Source organism: Asanoa sp. NPDC050611 (genome assembly GCF_040654855.1).
Lineage (GTDB): Bacteria > Actinomycetota > Actinomycetes > Mycobacteriales > Micromonosporaceae > Asanoa.
The window spans coordinates 1-15,490 of the sequence record NZ_JBFAIU010000011.1; the positions used below are offsets into that span (position 1 = coordinate 1).

At 72.2% G+C, this 15,490-nt stretch carries 10 protein-coding genes and 1 pseudogene; 6 read left to right on the forward strand and 5 right to left on the reverse strand.

Annotated features, from left to right (window positions below):
• The 4 genes from dhaL to AB0H87_RS03310 all read left to right on the forward strand — a co-directional run.
• Nucleotides 1-593: dihydroxyacetone kinase subunit DhaL (gene dhaL, locus AB0H87_RS03295; protein WP_360138789.1), on the forward strand; the 593-nt coding region annotated here is incomplete at its 5' end.
• A complete protein-coding gene (locus AB0H87_RS03300) occupies nt 590-1,186 on the forward strand; it encodes a phosphoenolpyruvate-utilizing N-terminal domain-containing protein (RefSeq protein ID WP_360138792.1) in 597 nt (198 codons plus the stop codon). The genes dhaL and AB0H87_RS03300, both read left to right, overlap by 4 nt.
• 62 nt (nt 1,187-1,248) lie before the next feature.
• Nucleotides 1,249-1,788 carry a TetR/AcrR family transcriptional regulator gene (locus AB0H87_RS03305; RefSeq protein WP_360138795.1) on the forward strand — a complete coding sequence of 180 codons (540 nt, stop codon included), beginning with the start codon at nt 1,249-1,251 and terminating at the stop codon, nt 1,786-1,788.
• 1 nt (nt 1,789) lies between these two features.
• Entirely contained in the window at nt 1,790-3,970 is a 2,181-nt protein-coding gene (locus AB0H87_RS03310) for an MMPL family transporter (RefSeq protein ID WP_360138798.1), read from the forward strand.
• On the opposite strand, the gene AB0H87_RS03315 is transcribed toward AB0H87_RS03310, so the two are convergent.
• On the reverse strand, nt 3,954-4,841 hold the full coding sequence (locus AB0H87_RS03315) for a DUF1905 domain-containing protein (RefSeq protein WP_360138801.1): 888 nt from the start codon (nt 4,839-4,841) through the stop codon (nt 3,954-3,956). The two genes, AB0H87_RS03310 and AB0H87_RS03315, sit on opposite strands and share 17 nt — an antisense overlap.
• A gap of 171 nt (nt 4,842-5,012) precedes the next feature.
• Nucleotides 5,013-5,952 (reverse strand): annotated as a pseudogene (locus AB0H87_RS03320) (helix-turn-helix domain-containing protein).
• A gap of 70 nt (nt 5,953-6,022) precedes the next feature.
• On the opposite strand from AB0H87_RS03320, the gene AB0H87_RS03325 reads away from it, so the two are divergent.
• Complete coding sequence (locus tag AB0H87_RS03325) at nt 6,023-7,012, forward strand: NAD(P)H-binding protein (RefSeq protein ID WP_360138804.1); 990 nt, start codon at nt 6,023-6,025, stop codon at nt 7,010-7,012.
• A 177-nt stretch (nt 7,013-7,189) separates the two neighbouring features.
• Nucleotides 7,190-11,500, forward strand: coding sequence for a discoidin domain-containing protein (locus tag AB0H87_RS03330; RefSeq protein ID WP_360138807.1), 4,311 nt, complete (start codon nt 7,190-7,192; stop codon nt 11,498-11,500).
• A 42-nt stretch (nt 11,501-11,542) separates the two neighbouring features.
• Here the strand turns inward: AB0H87_RS03330 and AB0H87_RS03335 are convergent, their stop codons facing one another.
• The 3 genes from AB0H87_RS03335 to AB0H87_RS03345 form a co-directional block, all read right to left on the reverse strand.
• The gene (locus AB0H87_RS03335; RefSeq protein WP_360138810.1) at nt 11,543-12,361 is read right to left on the reverse strand and encodes a nuclease-related domain-containing protein; all 819 of its coding nucleotides are present in this window, start codon (nt 12,359-12,361) and stop codon (nt 11,543-11,545) included.
• Between the two features lie 97 nt (nt 12,362-12,458).
• Complete coding sequence (locus AB0H87_RS03340; RefSeq protein WP_360138813.1) at nt 12,459-13,145, reverse strand: DUF305 domain-containing protein; 687 nt, start codon at nt 13,143-13,145, stop codon at nt 12,459-12,461.
• A 248-nt stretch (nt 13,146-13,393) separates the two neighbouring features.
• On the reverse strand, nt 13,394-15,379 hold the full coding sequence (locus AB0H87_RS03345; RefSeq protein ID WP_360138816.1) for a hypothetical protein: 1,986 nt from the start codon (nt 15,377-15,379) through the stop codon (nt 13,394-13,396).
• Nucleotides 15,380-15,490: the final 111 nt, after the last annotated feature.

The window sequence follows — 15,490 nt, forward strand, 5'->3', positions numbered from 1 at the left end:
GGCCACCGCGACCCGGCGGCGCAGGCCGAACGACACTCGACGCGGCGATCGGCGACGGTGACCACGGCATCAACCTGCGCCGCGGCTTCCAGGCGGCGGACGAGATGCTCGACAAGGCCGAGGCCGAGACGCCGGGCGCGGTGCTGCAGACGGTCGGCCGGGCGCTGATCAGCAAGACCGGCGGTGCGTCGGGCCCGCTCTACGGCACGGCGTTCCGCCAGGCCGGCAAGTCGCTGGCCGACGTCACCGAGGCCGACGCGGCCAAGCTGGGCTCCGCGCTGGAGGCCGCCTTCAACGGGATCCAGCAGCTCGGCGCCGCCCACGAGGGCGACAAGACCATGCTGGACGCGCTGGGGCCGGCGGTCACCGCCTACCAGGTCGCCGTCGAGGGTGGTGCCGACATCGCCGGCGCCACCCGGGCCGCGGCGGAGGCGGCCGAGCGCGGGCTGCAGGAGACCGTGCCGATGCTGGCCCGCAAGGGCCGGGCCAGCTACCTCGGCGAGCGGACCATCGGTCACCAGGACCCGGGCGCGGCGTCCACGGTGCTGATCCTGCGGGCGCTGGCCACGGTGGCCGCCGGCGAGGCGACGTGACGTCGGTCGCGCACCGGTGGACCGGTCAGGGGGTCGCGCCGGGCGCTGCCGTCGCCGGTTCGTGGCGCGCGGACCGTCCGGTCCCCGCACGCACCGTCCACATCGGCCCGGCCGAGGTGGAGGCCGCGTTCGCCGCGGTCGCCGCGGACCTCGAGCGGGTCGCGGAACGGGTGCGGGCGCAGGGTCGCACGGCGGCGGCCGACATCGTCGCGGTCGGCGCGTTGATCGCGGCCGACCCGGACCTCGTCGAGTCGGCCAAACAGGCGGCCGGCGCCGAGCAGCCGCTGGTGGCGGTACGCGACGCCGTCGAGGGCTACGCCACCGTGCTCGACTCGCTGGCCGACGAAGCGCTGCGCCAGCGGGCCGCCGACGTGCGCCAGATCGGCCGCCGGGTGGTGGAACGCCTGGCCTACGGCGACAACGGCCGCAACGCACCCACGGACCGCTTCGTCCTGGTCGCCGCCGAGCTCGGCCCGGCCGACCTGATCGAGCACCTCGGCTCGGGCCTGGTCGGCGCGGTCGCGGTGCGCGGCGGTGCCAACTCGCACGCGGCGATCGTCGCCCGCGAGCTGCTGGGTCACTCACACGTGTGACCTGAGCCACGAACCTGACCGCTCGGTCAGAATCTGACCGAGCGGTCAGGAACAATGAATGCGTGGTTCGCATCCGCACGCGTGACGAGATCCTGCGCGTCGCCGCGGAGCTCTTTACCCGCTACGGCTTCAAAGGCACATCGCTGCACGACATCGCCGCCGAGGTGGGTTGCTCCAAGGCGACGCTCCTCTACCACTTCGCACACAAGGACGCGATCCTGCTCGCCCTCGTCGAGCCCGCCCGGCAGTCCCTCATCGACCTCGTCGCCCGGCTCGCCGGCGTCGACGACCGGGGCGTCCGTGAGGCGGCCATCGACGGCTTCATCGACCTCGTGCTGCGTTACCGGTTCGAGGTCGCCCTCATCTACGACGTGACTCCGCAGTTCCTGCAGGAGCCCGCGTTCAACCGCGTCCGCGAGCTGACCGACGCCCTCGTGGCCGGGTTCGCCGGGCGTTCGGCCGACCCCGCCGACCAGACCGCCGCCAAGGTGCTGCTCGCCGGCATCGCCGCCGTGGTCATCGACGACAAGCGCGACGAGGTGGAGCTGCGTCCGGCCCTGGTCGCCGTCGCCCGCCGCGCCCTCCTCCCCGGGAAGGACTGACATGGCTACGCTGCTCTACCGGCTCGGCCGCGCCTCGTTCCGCCGCCGCCGGCTGGTGGTCGTGCTCTGGCTCGTGCTGCTGGCCGGGCTCGGTGGTGCCGCGCTGGCCTTCAAGGGGCCGACGTCGAGCAACTTCACCATGCCGGGCACCGAGTCCCAGCGGGCCATCGACTCGCTCAAGCAGGAGTTCCCGGAGGGCAGCGGCGCCGTCGGGCTGATCGTGGTCGCGGCGCCCGAGGGGAGCACGCTCACCGACCCACCGCTGACCGCCGCGGTCAAGGACCTGGTCGGTGAGGCGGGCCGGCTGCCCGGCGTGGTCGGCGCGGTCGACCCCTTCCAGGCCAAGGCCATTTCCGAGGACACGCGGTACGCGCTGGTCCAGGTGCAGTTCGCCGGCCGCGCCGACGAGCTGACCGAGCAACAGCGCACCGCGTACGAGGAGACCGGCGCCCGTGCCGAGGCTGCCGGGCTGCGGGTCGGGCACGGCGGTGAGGTGATGAACTCGCCGCCAGAGGTCGGCGGCACCGAGGGCATCGGCGTCGTGATCGCGCTGGTCGTGCTGCTCGTGACGTTCGGGTCGCTGGTCGCGGCCGGCATGACCATGCTCAACGCGCTGATCGGCGTGGGCGCCGGCATGGCCGGCCTCTACGCGCTGAGCAGCGTCGTCTCGCTGACCGACGTGACCCCGGTGCTGGCGCTGATGCTCGGCCTCGCGGTCGGCATCGACTACTCGCTGTTCATCACGTCCCGCCACCGCCAGCACCTCGGCGAGGGTCTCGAGCCCGAGGAGGCGGCGGCGCGCGCGGTCGGCACGGCCGGCTCCGCGGTGGTGTTCGCCGGCGTCACGGTGGTCATCGCGCTGGCCGGGCTGGCGGTCGTCGGCATCCCGTTCCTTAGCGCGATGGGCCTGGCCGCCGCCGGCACCGTGGCGGTCGCGGTGCTGGTCGCCATCACGCTGCTGCCGGCGCTGCTCGGGTTCGCCGGGCGCAAGGTGCTGCCCCGCAAGCAGCGTGGCGCCGGCCCGCGGCAGCACCGCGAGGGCTTCGGCTTCCGGTGGGCCCGGCTGATGACCCGCGCCCGCGTCCCCGTGCTCCTGGTCGGGATCGTCGGCCTCGGCGCGTTGGCGCTGCCCGCCGCCGACATGCGGCTCGCGCTTCCGGACGCCGGATCGGGTCCCGAGGGTACGCCCGCCCGGGTGGCCGCCGACCTCGTCGCCGAAGGCTTCGGCCCGGGCTTCAACGGCCGCATCACCTTGGTCGTATCCAGCGACTCGGCCGAGCGGACGGCCGCGGTGGTGCAGCAGGTCGGGCCGGCGCTGGAGGGCACGCCCAACCTGGTCGCCGTCACGCCGCCGACGCTCAGCGGCGACCAGCGCACCGCCCTGCTCGGCATCATCCCGAAGGAGGGCCCGACCGCCGCGAGCACCGAGACGCTGGTGCACGACGTCCGCGCGAAGACGCACGGCCTCGGCGACGTCGCGGTGACCGGGCAGACCGCCGTCGGTGTCGACGTGTCGGAGAAGCTCGCCGACGCACTGCCGATCTATCTGCTGATCGTCGTCGGGCTCTCCGTACTCCTGCTGATGCTGGTCTTCCGCTCCGTCCTCGTGCCGATCAAGGCCGCGCTGGGCTTCCTGCTGACGGTCGGCGCCACGTTCGGCATCACCGTCTGGATCTTCCAGGAGGGCCACCTGGCCGGCCTGCTGGGCATCGGCACGCCCGGCCCGCTGATCAGCTTCCTGCCGATCCTGCTGGTGGGCATCCTGTTCGGGCTCGCCATGGACTACGAGGTGTTCCTGGTGTCCCGCATGCGCGAGGACCACGTGCACGGCGCCGACGCACAGCAGGCGACGATCTCCGGCATGGGCCACGGCGCCCGGGTGGTCACCGCCGCCGCACTGATCATGACGAGCGTGTTCGCCGGCTTCGTGCTGATCGACGACCCGATCATCAAGTCGATCGGTTTCGCCCTGGCGCTGGGCGTCGCGATCGACGCGTTCGTGGTGCGGATGACCATCGTGCCCGCGGTGATGTCGCTGCTCGGCCGGGCGGCCTGGTGGCTGCCGCGCTGGCTGGACCGGGCGTTGCCCAATGTGGACATCGAGGGCGAGCAGCTCCGCGAGAAGCTGGCCGAGCCGGCCGAACGCGTCCCGGTGGGAGCGGGGTTCAGCGGCGGGCGGTGAGCCGGACGGTGACCTGCTCGCCGGCCTCCTTGCCGACGGTCTTCCTGAGGGCGGCCCGCACCGGCAGCCAGTGCGGGCCCTGGCCGGAGGGCATCAGCGTCGCGTCGAACGGGTGGCCGTCGATCGTGCCGCTGACCTTGACCGGCTTGCGGGTGCCAAGCAGCTCGTGTGAGCCCGGCAGCTCGATGTAGGTGGGAAACGCGCCGTCGACGCTGATCGGCGCGGTGAAGGTGGCGTCCAGCATGGTCGGTGCCTCCGGGGTGAGAAGTTCGGTGGGTACGCCCAGGCCGCGGATGACGGTGTCGACCACGCGGGCGGCCTGGGCGTCCACCGCGCGTGGGTCCTGGTGTTGCAGCGGGCCTCGGGTGGCCAGGTCGGCGAAGCCGTGCACGGTCGACCAGCACGGCCACTCGGCGCCCTCGCGTTGCCGCGCGGTCAGCACGCCGGTCGCGACGAGGCCGTCCAGCGCGTCGACCAACAGCTGGTACGGCGGCGGGACCGTGGTCGCCACCGGCCCCGCCTCCTGGGTCAGGAACGCCAGCTCGAACCAGCCGCGTTCCGTGCGGGCGAAGTGGATGTAGCCGAGGCCGACCGCGCGCAGCCGGTCGACGGCGGCCTGTGCGGGGGAGGCGTCCGGGCTGATCGCGGCTATCCGGTCGTGCATGGCGTGCGCCACCAGGTCCTGCGCCTCGACCGCGACCGCCAGCACCAGCGCGTTGCGGTCGGCGAAGTGCCGGTAGGCGGCGTTCGGCGTCACGCCGACCGCCCGGGTCAGCTCCCGCATGCCGAGCGCGGCCGCCCCGCCGGACCGGGCCGCGCGCAGGCCCGCCTCGATCAGCGCCGTCCGCAGGTCGCCGTGGTGGTACGACACCCCTGGAACCCTCCCGAGCACTGGTGTACGGTGTCAACATTGCGGATGTGGACAGCGTACACACCCGAAGCGGCCGGCGCGGTCGTGCGGACCGGGGCGACCGGGGAAACGGCGAGGACGCCGGCGGGAACGTCCACGAGGGGGCGGCCCGCGCGACCGTGCCGCAGCCCGTCAGGCGCCGCGGAAGGTCCGACGGTAGGTGTCCGGCGCCACCCCGAGCGTGCGGTGGAAGTGGCGGCGCAGCGTCGTCGCGGTGCCCATCCCGGCCGCCTCGGCGATCACGTCGACGCTCTGGTCGGTGTTCTCCAGCAGCTCCTGCGCCCGGCGGATCCGTTGCGTCGACAGCCAGTGCAGCGGTGTCGTCCCCGTCGCCGAACGGAACTGGCGCGCGAGATTGCGCGAGCTCATGTTGGCCTGCCGGGCCAGGTCCTCGACCGTCAGCGGCTGGTCGAGCCGGGCCATCGCCCACGGCAGCAGGGCGGCCAGCGGATGGTCGGCGCGGTCCGGCACCGGCGTGCTGACGAACTGGGCCTGGCCGCCGGCGCGGTGGGGCGGCACGACCAGCCGCCGGGCGACGGCGTTGGCGACCGTCGAGCCGTGGTCGCGGCGGATCAGGTGCAGGCACAGGTCGATCGCCGCGGCCTTGCCGGCGGAGGCGAGCACGTTGCCGTTGTCGACGTAGAGCACGTCGGGGTCGACCCGCACGTTCGGGTAACGGGCCGCCAGCACGTCGGTGTGCGCCCAGTGCGTGGTCGCGCTCAGCCCGTCCAGCACGCCGGCGGCGGCCAGGACGAACGCCCCCGTGCAGAGCGAGACCAGCCGGGCGCCGGCCGCGTGGGCCGTCCGGACCGCGTCGAGCAGGGCCGGCGGCACGGGCGCGTCGACGTCCGCGACCGACGGGACGATCACCGTCTCGGCGCGGGCGAGGCGGTCCAGGCCCGCGTCGGGCTCGATCCGGAACCGGCCCGCCCGAACCGGGCCGTCGCCGCAGACCACGAGGTCGTACCACGGGTCGGCCAGGCCCGACGGGTCCGCGGACGAAGATCTCGCAGGCCATCGCGAGCTCGAAGTGCAACATCCCGTCGGTGGCGGCCAGGGCGATCGTGGTCATGTCCGAAACTGTACGGGGGACGGCGTTCCAGCCACTGTCCCGGCCCGCCGGCCGCCGTGAAGATCTCCTCATGACGACAATCGCGGTGTTCGGTGCCTACGGGCACACCGGCCGGTTCGTGCTGGCGGAGCTGAAGGAGCGCGGGCTGGTCCCGCTCGCGCTGGGTCGCGACGAGGAGCGGCTGCGCGGGACCGGAGCCGACCATGTGGTCGCGTCCGTCGACGATCCGATCTCGCTCGACCGGGCGCTGGCCGGTGCGGCCGCGGTCATCAACTGCGCCGGCCCGTTCGCGACGACCGCGGCACCGCTCATCGAGGCCGCGCTGCGCGCCGGCATCCCGTACGTCGACGTCGCCGCCGAGATCGAGGCCAACGCCGACACGTTCCGGCAGTTCGCGGACCGCTCCCGGACCCCGGTCGTCCCGGCGATGGCCTTCTTCGGCGGGCTCGGCGACCTGCTCGTGACCGCCGCGCTGGGCGACTGGCCGACCGCCGACGAGGCACACGTCGCTTACGGCCTGAGCAGCTGGCATCCCACGGCCGGGACCCTCGCCGCCGGCGCTGTCTCCCACGAGCGGCGGGCCGGCAAGCGGGTGCGGTTCACCCACGGACGGCTGGAGTACTACACCCGTACCGACCTGCCGGTGGTGGAATGGGACTTTCCCGAACCGCTCGGCAACCGGACCGTCCTCGGCGACTTCGCGATGGCCGACATCGTCACCGTGCCGAGTCACCTGGCCATCCCCGAGGTCCGCACCTACATGACGACCGAGGCGGCCGAGGACCTAGCCGGTGGGCACGAGGCCGGCCCGGGCCGCCCGGCCGAAACGTTCACGGTGGACGTCCGCGTCCGCCGGGGCGGCGAGGAACGCCGGGTCACCGCACAGGGCCGGGACATCTACGCCGTCAGCGCGCCGCTCGCGGTCGAGGCGGTCCAGCGGCTCCTCGACGGCCGGGCCAGGGCCACCGGCGTCGCCTCCGCCGGCCGGATGTTCGACGCGGGCGACTTCCTCCGCGCGCTGGCCCCGCACATCTCGCATCGATTGACGTCCACCCGTTGACGGGTTCCGTAGCACGTCGGTAACCTGGCGCACAACTTGCCGCAAGATTGCGACAAGCCCCTGAAATTTTCGCGCAGCGCACCCGCTCCACGCCGTTCCACCGGCTCCGTGCCGACTTCCGCCCCTCCTCGGCCGCCGGGCGCCCGGGGAGAAGTCCCCACTGCGAAAAGGACAGCGATGAGACGCACCAGGATCGCGGCCGCCGCCCTCACGGCCGCCCTCGTCACCATGGGTTGGCAGGTGCCGGCGCAGGCCGCCGGCGGGCCCAACCTCGCCCTCGGCAAGACCGCCTCGGCCAGCTCGACCAACGGCGGCTTCGGCGCCGGCAACCTCAACGACGGCAACGCCGGCAGCTACTGGGAGAGCTCCGGCGCCCTGCCGCAGTGGGCGCAGATCGACCTCGGCGCCAGCACGGCCGTCGACCAGGTCGTGCTCAAGCTGCCCGGCGGCTGGGGTGCCCGCAACCAGACGGTCACCCTGCAGGGCAGCACCAACGGCAGCAGCTTCAGCACGCTCGTCGCCGCCACCTCCTACGCGTTCAACCCGGGCAGCGGCAATGCCGTGACGATCACCTTCACCGCGACCAGCATCCGGTACGTGCGGGCCAGCATCTCCGCCAACACCGGCTGGGGCGCGGCGCAGCTCTCCGAACTGGAGATCTACGGTGCCGGCTCGGGCGGCAGCGGCAACCTGGCACAGGGCCGGCCCACCGCGGAGAGCGGCCACGCCGACGTCTACGGCTCCGGCAACGTCGTCGACGGCAACCAGGGCACCTACTGGGAGAGCGCCAACAACGCGTTCCCGCAGTGGGTCCAGGTCGACCTCGGCAGCGCCCAGCCGGTCAACCGGGTCGTGCTCAAGCTGCCCGCCTCGGGCTGGGGCACCCGCACCCAGACGCTGAGCGTCAGCGGCAGCACCAACGGCACGAGCTTCACCACGCTGGCCGGCTCGCAGACCTACACGTTCAACCCCGCGGTGGCCGGCAACTCGGTCACGATCACCTTCACCCAGGCCACCACGCGGTACGTGCGGGTCACCGTCACCGCCAACAGCGGGTGGCCGGCCGGCCAGCTCTCCGAGGTCGAGGTGTACGGGCCGGGGACGCAGCCCGGCGACACGACGCCGCCGAGCGTGCCGGGCACGCTGTCGTACACGGTGAGCGGCACGACGATCACCCTCAACTGGGGCGCCTCGACCGACAACTCCGGCGGCAGCGGCCTGGCGGGCTACAACGTCTACCGCGACGGCAACCTGATCGCCACGGCCGGCACGGGCACGTCCTACCAGGACACCCAGCCCGCCACTGCCACGGTCGGCTACTTCGTGCGGGCCCGGGACAACGCCGGCAACCTGTCGGGCAACAGCAACACGGTCACGCGGACCGGCACCCAGCCCGGCGACACCACGCCGCCGAGCGTGCCCGGCACGCTGTCGTACACGGTCAGCGGCACGACCATCACGCTCAACTGGGGCGCCTCGACGGACAACTCCGGTGGCAGCGGGCTGGCCGGCTACAACGTCTACCGCAACGGCGCACAGATCGCGACTGCGGGCACCGCCACGTCCTACCAGGACAGCCAACCGGCGACGGCCACCGTCTCCTACCACGTCCGCGCCCGCGACAACGCCGGCAACCTGTCCGGCAACAGCAACACCGTCACCCGGACCGGCACCCAGCCACCGGGCTGCACCAACGTGGCGACCGGCAAGACGATGAGCGCGACCGGGTCCACGTTCACCTTCACCCCGGACAAGGCCAACGACGGCCAGCTCGGCACCTACTGGGAGGGCGCGGCCGCCTACCCGCAGGACCTGACCGTCGCGCTCGGCGCCAACCACGTCGTCACCGGCGTCAACGTCAAGCTCAACCCGGACGCGGCCTGGGGTACCCGTACCCAGAACATCCAGGTCCTGGGTCGTGACCAGGCCGGCTCGACGTTCACCAGCCTGGTGCCGGCGGCCAACTACCAGTTCGTCCAGGGCAACAACGTCGTGGCGATCCCGGTCTCGGCGACCGTGGCCGACGTGCGGCTGCGGTTCACCTCCAACACCGGCGCCCCGTCGGGCCAGGTCGCCGAGTTCGAGGTCTGCGGCACCCCGGCGCCGAACCCGGACCTCGTGGTCAGCGGCGTGACCTGGAGCCCGGCGCAGCCCAACGAGAGCAGCGCGATCACGTTCTCGGGCACCGTGGCGAACATCGGCTCGGCGGCCGCCGGCGCGACCACCGTCAACTTCACCGTCGGCGGGCTGGTCGTCGGCAGCGCCGACGTGCCAGGGCTGGCCGCGGGCGCCAACACGACCGTGACGTTCAACGCCGGCACCCGCTCGATGGGCTCTTACACCGTCGGCGCGGTCGTCGACCCGACCAACACGGTCGTCGAGCAGAACAACGCCAACAACACGTTCACGGCCGCGAGCCCACTCGTGGTCGCCCAGGCGCCCGGGCCCGACCTGCAGGTCACCGGCATCACCACGAACCCGTCGAACCCGGCGGTCGGCGCGGCGGTCTCCTTCACCGTGAGCGTGAACAACCGCGGCACGAGCACCGCGGCCGCGTCCGTGACCCGGCTGACCGTGGGCTCGACGACGCTGAACACCAACACGGCGAGCATCGCGGCGGGCGCCACCGCGACGGTGGCGGTCAGCGGCACCTGGACCGCGACCAGCGGCGGCGCGACCATCACGGCGACCGCGGACGCGACCAACGTCGTCGCGGAGACCAACGAAGGCAACAACACCCGGACCCAGTCCATCGTGGTGGGTCGCGGCGCCGCGGTGCCGTTCACGTCGTACGAGGCGGAGAACGGCCAGTACACCGGCACCCTGGTCGAGGCCGACGCGCTGCGCACGTTCGGGCACACCAACTTCGGCACCGAGTCGTCGGGCCGAAAGTCGGTGCGGCTGTCCAGCCAGGGCCAGTACGTGCAGTTCACCTCGACCGTGCCGACCAACTCGATCGTGGTGCGCAACTCGATCCCGGACGCGCCGGGCGGGGGTGGCATCACGGCGACGATCAGCCTCTACGCCAACGACCAGTTCGTGCAGAAGCTGACGCTCTCGTCGCGCAACAGCTGGCTCTACGGGTTGACCGACGACACCGAGGGCCTGTCGAACACGCCGCAGTCCAACGCCCGCCGGCTCTTCGACGAGTCCCAGGCGCTGCTGGCCCAGTCGTACCCGGCCGGCACCCGGTTCAAGCTGCAGCGCGACGCCGGTGACGACGCGTCGTTCTACTACCTCGACCTGATCGACCTGGAGCAGGTCGCGCCGGCGCTGAGCCAGCCGGCCGGCTGCACCTCGATCACGACGTACGGCGCCGTGCCGAACGACAACGTCGACGACTCGGCCGCGATCCAGCGGGCCGTCACCGACGACGAGAACGGCGTCATCTCCTGCGTCTGGATCCCGGCCGGGCAATGGCGGCAGGAGCAGAAGATCCTCTCGCCGGACCCGACCCGGACCGGCTTCAACCAGAAGGGCATCCGCAACGCCGTCATCCGCGGCGCCGGCATGTGGCACACGAAGCTCTACACGAACACCGAGCCGCAGAACGTCCAGGGCAACATCAACCATCCGCACGAGGGCAACGTCGGCTTCGACATCGACGACAACGTCCAGCTCTCCGACCTGGCCATCTTCGGCATGACGACCAACCGCAACACCCGCGGCCACGGCATCAACGGCCGGCTGGGCAAGAACACGAAGGTCAGCAACGTGTGGATCGAGCACGTCAACGTCGGCGCCTGGGTCGGCCGCGACTACTCGGACACGCCGGCGTACTGGAACCCGGGCGACGGGATCGACTTCTCCGGCATGCGGATCCGCGACACGTACGCCGACGGCGTCAACTTCGCCAACAGCACGCGCAACTCGCGGGTGTTCAACTCGTCGTTCCGTACCACCGGCGACGATTCCCTGGCGGTCTGGTCGAGCACCTACGTCAAGGACCAGTCCGTCGACATCGGGCACGACAACCACTTCACGAACAACACGATCGCACTGCCGTGGCGCGCCAACGGCATCGCGATCTACGGCGGCTACGGCAACACCGTCGAGAACAACCTGGTGTACGACACGATGAACTACCCCGGCATCATGCTGGCGACCGACCACTCGCCGGTGCCGTTCAGCGGCACGACGACGATCGCCAACAACGGGCTCTACCGCACCGGCGGGGCGTTCTGGGGTGAGGCGCAGAAGTTCGGGGCGATCACGCTGTTCGCGCCGAGCACCGGGATCCCGGGCGTCGTCATCCGCGACTCGGAGATCGTCGACTCGACCTACGACGGCATCCAGTTCAAGACCGGCGGCGGACGGATCACCGCGACGATCACCAACGTCCGCATCGACAGGTCCAACAACGGCGCCGGGATCCTCGCGATGAGCGGGGCTCAGGGCAGCGCGACGCTGTCGAACGTGACCATCACCAACTCGGCGACCGGGGACATCGTCCGGGAGCCGGGCACGCAGTTCGTCATCAACCAGTAGGGAGAGCGGAAGCTCCCCGGTGGGTCCGCCCGCCGGGGAGCTTCACCGTCGGCGGTCCCGCCGCCGCTGGTGGAACGCGTGGTCCCGGCGGACCAGGTCGGCGACCTCCACGGCGGCCAGCGGTGTCGCGAAGCGGGCCAGCGCGTCGAGCAGGTGGGTCGGGTGCGTGCCGACCAGGCTGACCGTCGGGTCCTGGCAGCGGCCGAGCTGCGCCTGGTCGTGCATCAGCACCACGGCCGTGCGCACCGGGACGTCCTGCCGGTTGCGCCGCAACCAGGCGGCGAGGTCGTCGGCGACGTCGTTGACCTGGCGGGCCCAGCTCCGCCCGCCGCCGTCGACCGCCTGGCCGGTCCCGACGCTGTGGCCGCGGGCGTCGAGCTTCTCCCACCACCACTGGTCGCCGACGGCGTGCAGGCGGATCCGCCGGCGCTTGACCTCGACCACCCAGATGCCGTGCGGCCCGACGAGCACGTGGTCGGTCTCGCCGCACCGGTTGCGGTAGCCCCGCAACATCACCCACTCGTCGGGCAGCACGCCGAGCGCGGCGGTCAGCGCGTCCTCGCCCAGCACGCCGGCGGCCCGCTGGTGCAGCCGGTGGTTGGCCCGCGCCCGGTCCTGCCCGGCGAGCAGCACCTCCTGCCAGCTCGCGCGGGTGCGCGCGGCGGCCGCGCGCTCGCCCGCCGAGGGGACGCCGAACAGGCGGCGCCACAGCGATCTCGCGCGGGTGGCGGCCTGCAGGTGCGCCCAGGCGGCGCGGTAGTCGGACTCGCGGTCGGCGAGGAAGGCGCCGGCGCCGCGCAACCGCGCGCGGGACGCGATCAGCAGCGCCCCCGCGTGGTCGGACAGCACCTCGACCCGCATCGCCGTCCCTCCGCATCGACGAATGTATCTACTCCTATCACCTTGGGTGCCGGAAGGGCTACCCAAAGCGACGAAGTTGATGCGGAGCCGGGACGGGTCAGGCGCGCTTGGCGAGCATGTCGTTCATGCGGCGGACCTCGATGCCCTGGTCGGCGTTGACCTCACGGGCCACCCGGTCCGCGGCCGACTCGACGCCGCCGCCGTCGCGGTAGAGCTGCTGGACCATCGTGATCGCGCCCTCGTGGTGGCGGATCATGAGCTGCAGGAACAGCTTGTCGAACGCCGGGCCGGTGGCCGCCGCGAGCGCGTCGAGGTCCGTGGCGTCGAGCATGCCGGGCATCAGGCCGCCGTGGCCGACGTGGTTCCCGTGCGGCTCGGGCAGGGGCTCGCCCCGCTCGGTCAGCCACCGCTGCAGCTGGGCGATCTCGTCCTTCTGCGACACCTCGATCCGCTTGGCGAGCTGCGGGACGTCCTGGCTCGGGCTGCGGCCGGCGACCAGCGCGGTCAGCTCCAGCGCCTGCTGGTGGTGCGTGATCATCTTGCGCATGAACTCGGCGTCGGCCGCCGAGTGCGGGGGCGCGGAGAGCTTCGCCAGCTCGTCGGGGGAGAGGGTGCGGGAGTCCTGGCCGGGCGCGCCGGGCTGGACCACCCGGCCCGGCGACGGCGCGACGGCGGTGCTGGCCGGCGGGTTGTCGCGCCGGGCGGCGACCGAGATCCCGACAGCGCCCGCGACCAGCGCGACGGCGACCAGCGACACGATCACGACGCGGCGGTTGACCTGCATGAGCCCTCGTCATCTCCCATTTGCTGAACGGCGTTCTGCTCTGCATCCATATACGCACCGGATGAACGCCCGTTCAAGCCGAGGCGGAGCAATCGAGGTGAACAGGGCGCCCGCCCCTGCGGGGGGAGCAGGGACGAGCGCCCTGGTACGGGACGCGCCGGCGGGGACCGCGGTGCGGCCGCGACGGCGCGCCACCGCCTTGGCGCCCGGTCAGCGGGGGGAGCTGAAGCCGGGCGCCTCGTGCGGCGTCAGTCCAGTGCGGCGCACTGGCCGGCGGCCAGTCCGCGCACCTCGTTCGCCGCACCGACGTTGATCGGCGCGGGGTTGTTGCCGGAGCAGGCGAGCACGCCGCTCACCTGGTTGCCGGCGACCACGGACGCGAAGCCCGGCGTAGTCGCACCGCTGAGCGAGACCGCACCCCGGAACGTCGAGTCGACGAGCGCGAGGCTGCCGGTCGTGCCGCTCACCGACATCGCGCCGTTGACGGAGCTGTCGTAGACGTGCACCGCCGCGGCGTTCGCCGCCGACACCCCACCGCTGATCGACGAGTCGATCGCCAGCAGGGTGGCACCCGGCCGCACCGAGATCGCGCCCCGGACGGTGGCACCGTCGAGGCAGGTCACCCCGTCGACCACGAGCGCGCCGTTGCGGGCGCCGGTGATCGTCGTGGTGCAGGTGCGGGCGAGCTGGTCGAACTTGGCCCGGGCGGTGGCCCGGCTCGCCGTCCAGGTGAACTTCTGCTGGTGCTGCGGGTTGGTCTGCGCCACGACGACCTCGCGGGCCGCCTGGATCTCCGCCGCGCTCAGCTCCGCGCTCGGCTTGAGGCCGAAGGTGTCGAAGCCGCGCGCGATCTCACTGCCGTAGATCTGGCCGTTGTGCCAGTAGGCCGACCAGAAACCACCGAGGGAGAGCGCGTTGGGGTTGAGCGGGCCGCGGTCGAAGAAGGCGATCTCCTTCGGGTGGGTCGAGTCGGTGAAGTCCATCAGCGACAGACCGCCCTGGTACCAGGCCTGGACCAGGATGTCGCGACCCGGGACCGGCAGCAGCGAGCCGTTGTGCGCGACGCAGTTCTCCTGCACGGTCTGCGGCACCGGCAGCTTGTAGTAGCTGCGGAACTCCATCTTGCCGTCGACGATGTCGAAGATGGCGTTGGCGCCCCACTCCGGCAGGTCGGTGTCGCGGCACCGGGCACCGGTGCCACCGCCCCACTCGTCCGTGAAGATGACCTTGGTGCCGTCGTTGTTGATCGTCGCCGAGTGCCAGTACGCGAAGTTCGGGTCGGCGACCTCGTCGAGCCGCTTCGGGTTGGCCGGGTCGGAGATGTCGATCAGGATGCCGTTGCCCTCACAGGCGCCGGCGGCCAGCCCGAGCGCCGGGTACGACGTGATGTCGTGGCAGGCGTCGGTGACCGGCGACGGGCTCCAGTTGCTGCCCGACGGGTGCCGCGGGGTCTGCGGCGCGTTCTGCAGGCCGTCGACCGCCCCGGTCTCCGGGTTGGCGAACAGCCGCGGGTTGTTGACGACGGCCGCCTGGGCCGGGTTGGCGACCGGCACCTTGATGACGTCGATCCGCCAGCGCGACGGGTCCACGCCGGACGCCGGGTTGTTGTTGCAGCTCGCCGGCATGTCGTTGCGGACGCCGGCGGTGCCGGACACGTACACGTAGACGTTGTCGTCGTCGCCGGGCTTCGTGACCAGCGAGTGGGTGTGCGAGCCGCGGCACAGCTGCACGGCCGCGACCTGCTGCGGGTTGGTCACGTTGCTGATGTCGAAGACCCGGACACCCTGGAACCGGGTGCCGACCGCGGGGTTGGTGCCGCAGTCGACCCGGCCGCGCGTCTCCTCGACGGACATGAAGAGCAGGTTGCCGTAGACGGAGACGTCACCCTGGCCGCCGGGGCACACCACGGTGGTCAGGATGGACGGTGCGGACGGGTTCGCCACGTCGAAGACGGTGAAGCCGTTGTAGCCGCCCATGAACGCGACGTTGCCCTTGAACGCGAGGTCGGAGGCGACGTAGGAGAAGTTCGACGGGTTGGCCGGGTCGAAGCTGCCGGCCGGCTTGTCGACATGTGCCAGGTGTTCGATGTTGCTGGCGGCCTCTTCGGCATCGAGCCAGCCACCGCCCAGCCCGATCCGGGGATCCGGATCGGCGGCGGCGGCGCCCGGGGTGAACGCCAGCACGAGGAGGGCGGCCGCGGTGGCGACCAAGCCCTTTCTAGCGGTGAGTGCCATGTGGAGCCTCTCGGGGCAGGGGACCCATCGGTGGCGGCCGGGTAACGACCGCGTCACTGCGCACACGTTATATCGAACAGTGGACATCAGATAATGCCTTACGGGCAACTT

Excerpts from the sequence above, each read along its gene's own strand:
- AB0H87_RS03335 (WP_360138810.1), bottom strand. The coding sequence starts at position 12,361 with ATGCGGGTCGAGGTGCTGTCCGACCACGCGGGGGCGCTGCTGATCGCG.
- AB0H87_RS03340 (WP_360138813.1), bottom strand. The coding sequence starts at position 13,145 with ATGCAGGTCAACCGCCGCGTCGTGATCGTGTCGCTGGTCGCCGTCGCG.
- AB0H87_RS03310 (WP_360138798.1), top strand. The coding sequence starts at position 1,790 with ATGGCTACGCTGCTCTACCGGCTCGGCCGCGCCTCGTTCCGCCGCCGC.
- AB0H87_RS03325 (WP_360138804.1), top strand. The coding sequence starts at position 6,023 with ATGACGACAATCGCGGTGTTCGGTGCCTACGGGCACACCGGCCGGTTC.
- AB0H87_RS03330 (WP_360138807.1), top strand. The coding sequence starts at position 7,190 with ATGAGACGCACCAGGATCGCGGCCGCCGCCCTCACGGCCGCCCTCGTC.
- AB0H87_RS03345 (WP_360138816.1), bottom strand. The coding sequence starts at position 15,379 with ATGGCACTCACCGCTAGAAAGGGCTTGGTCGCCACCGCGGCCGCCCTC.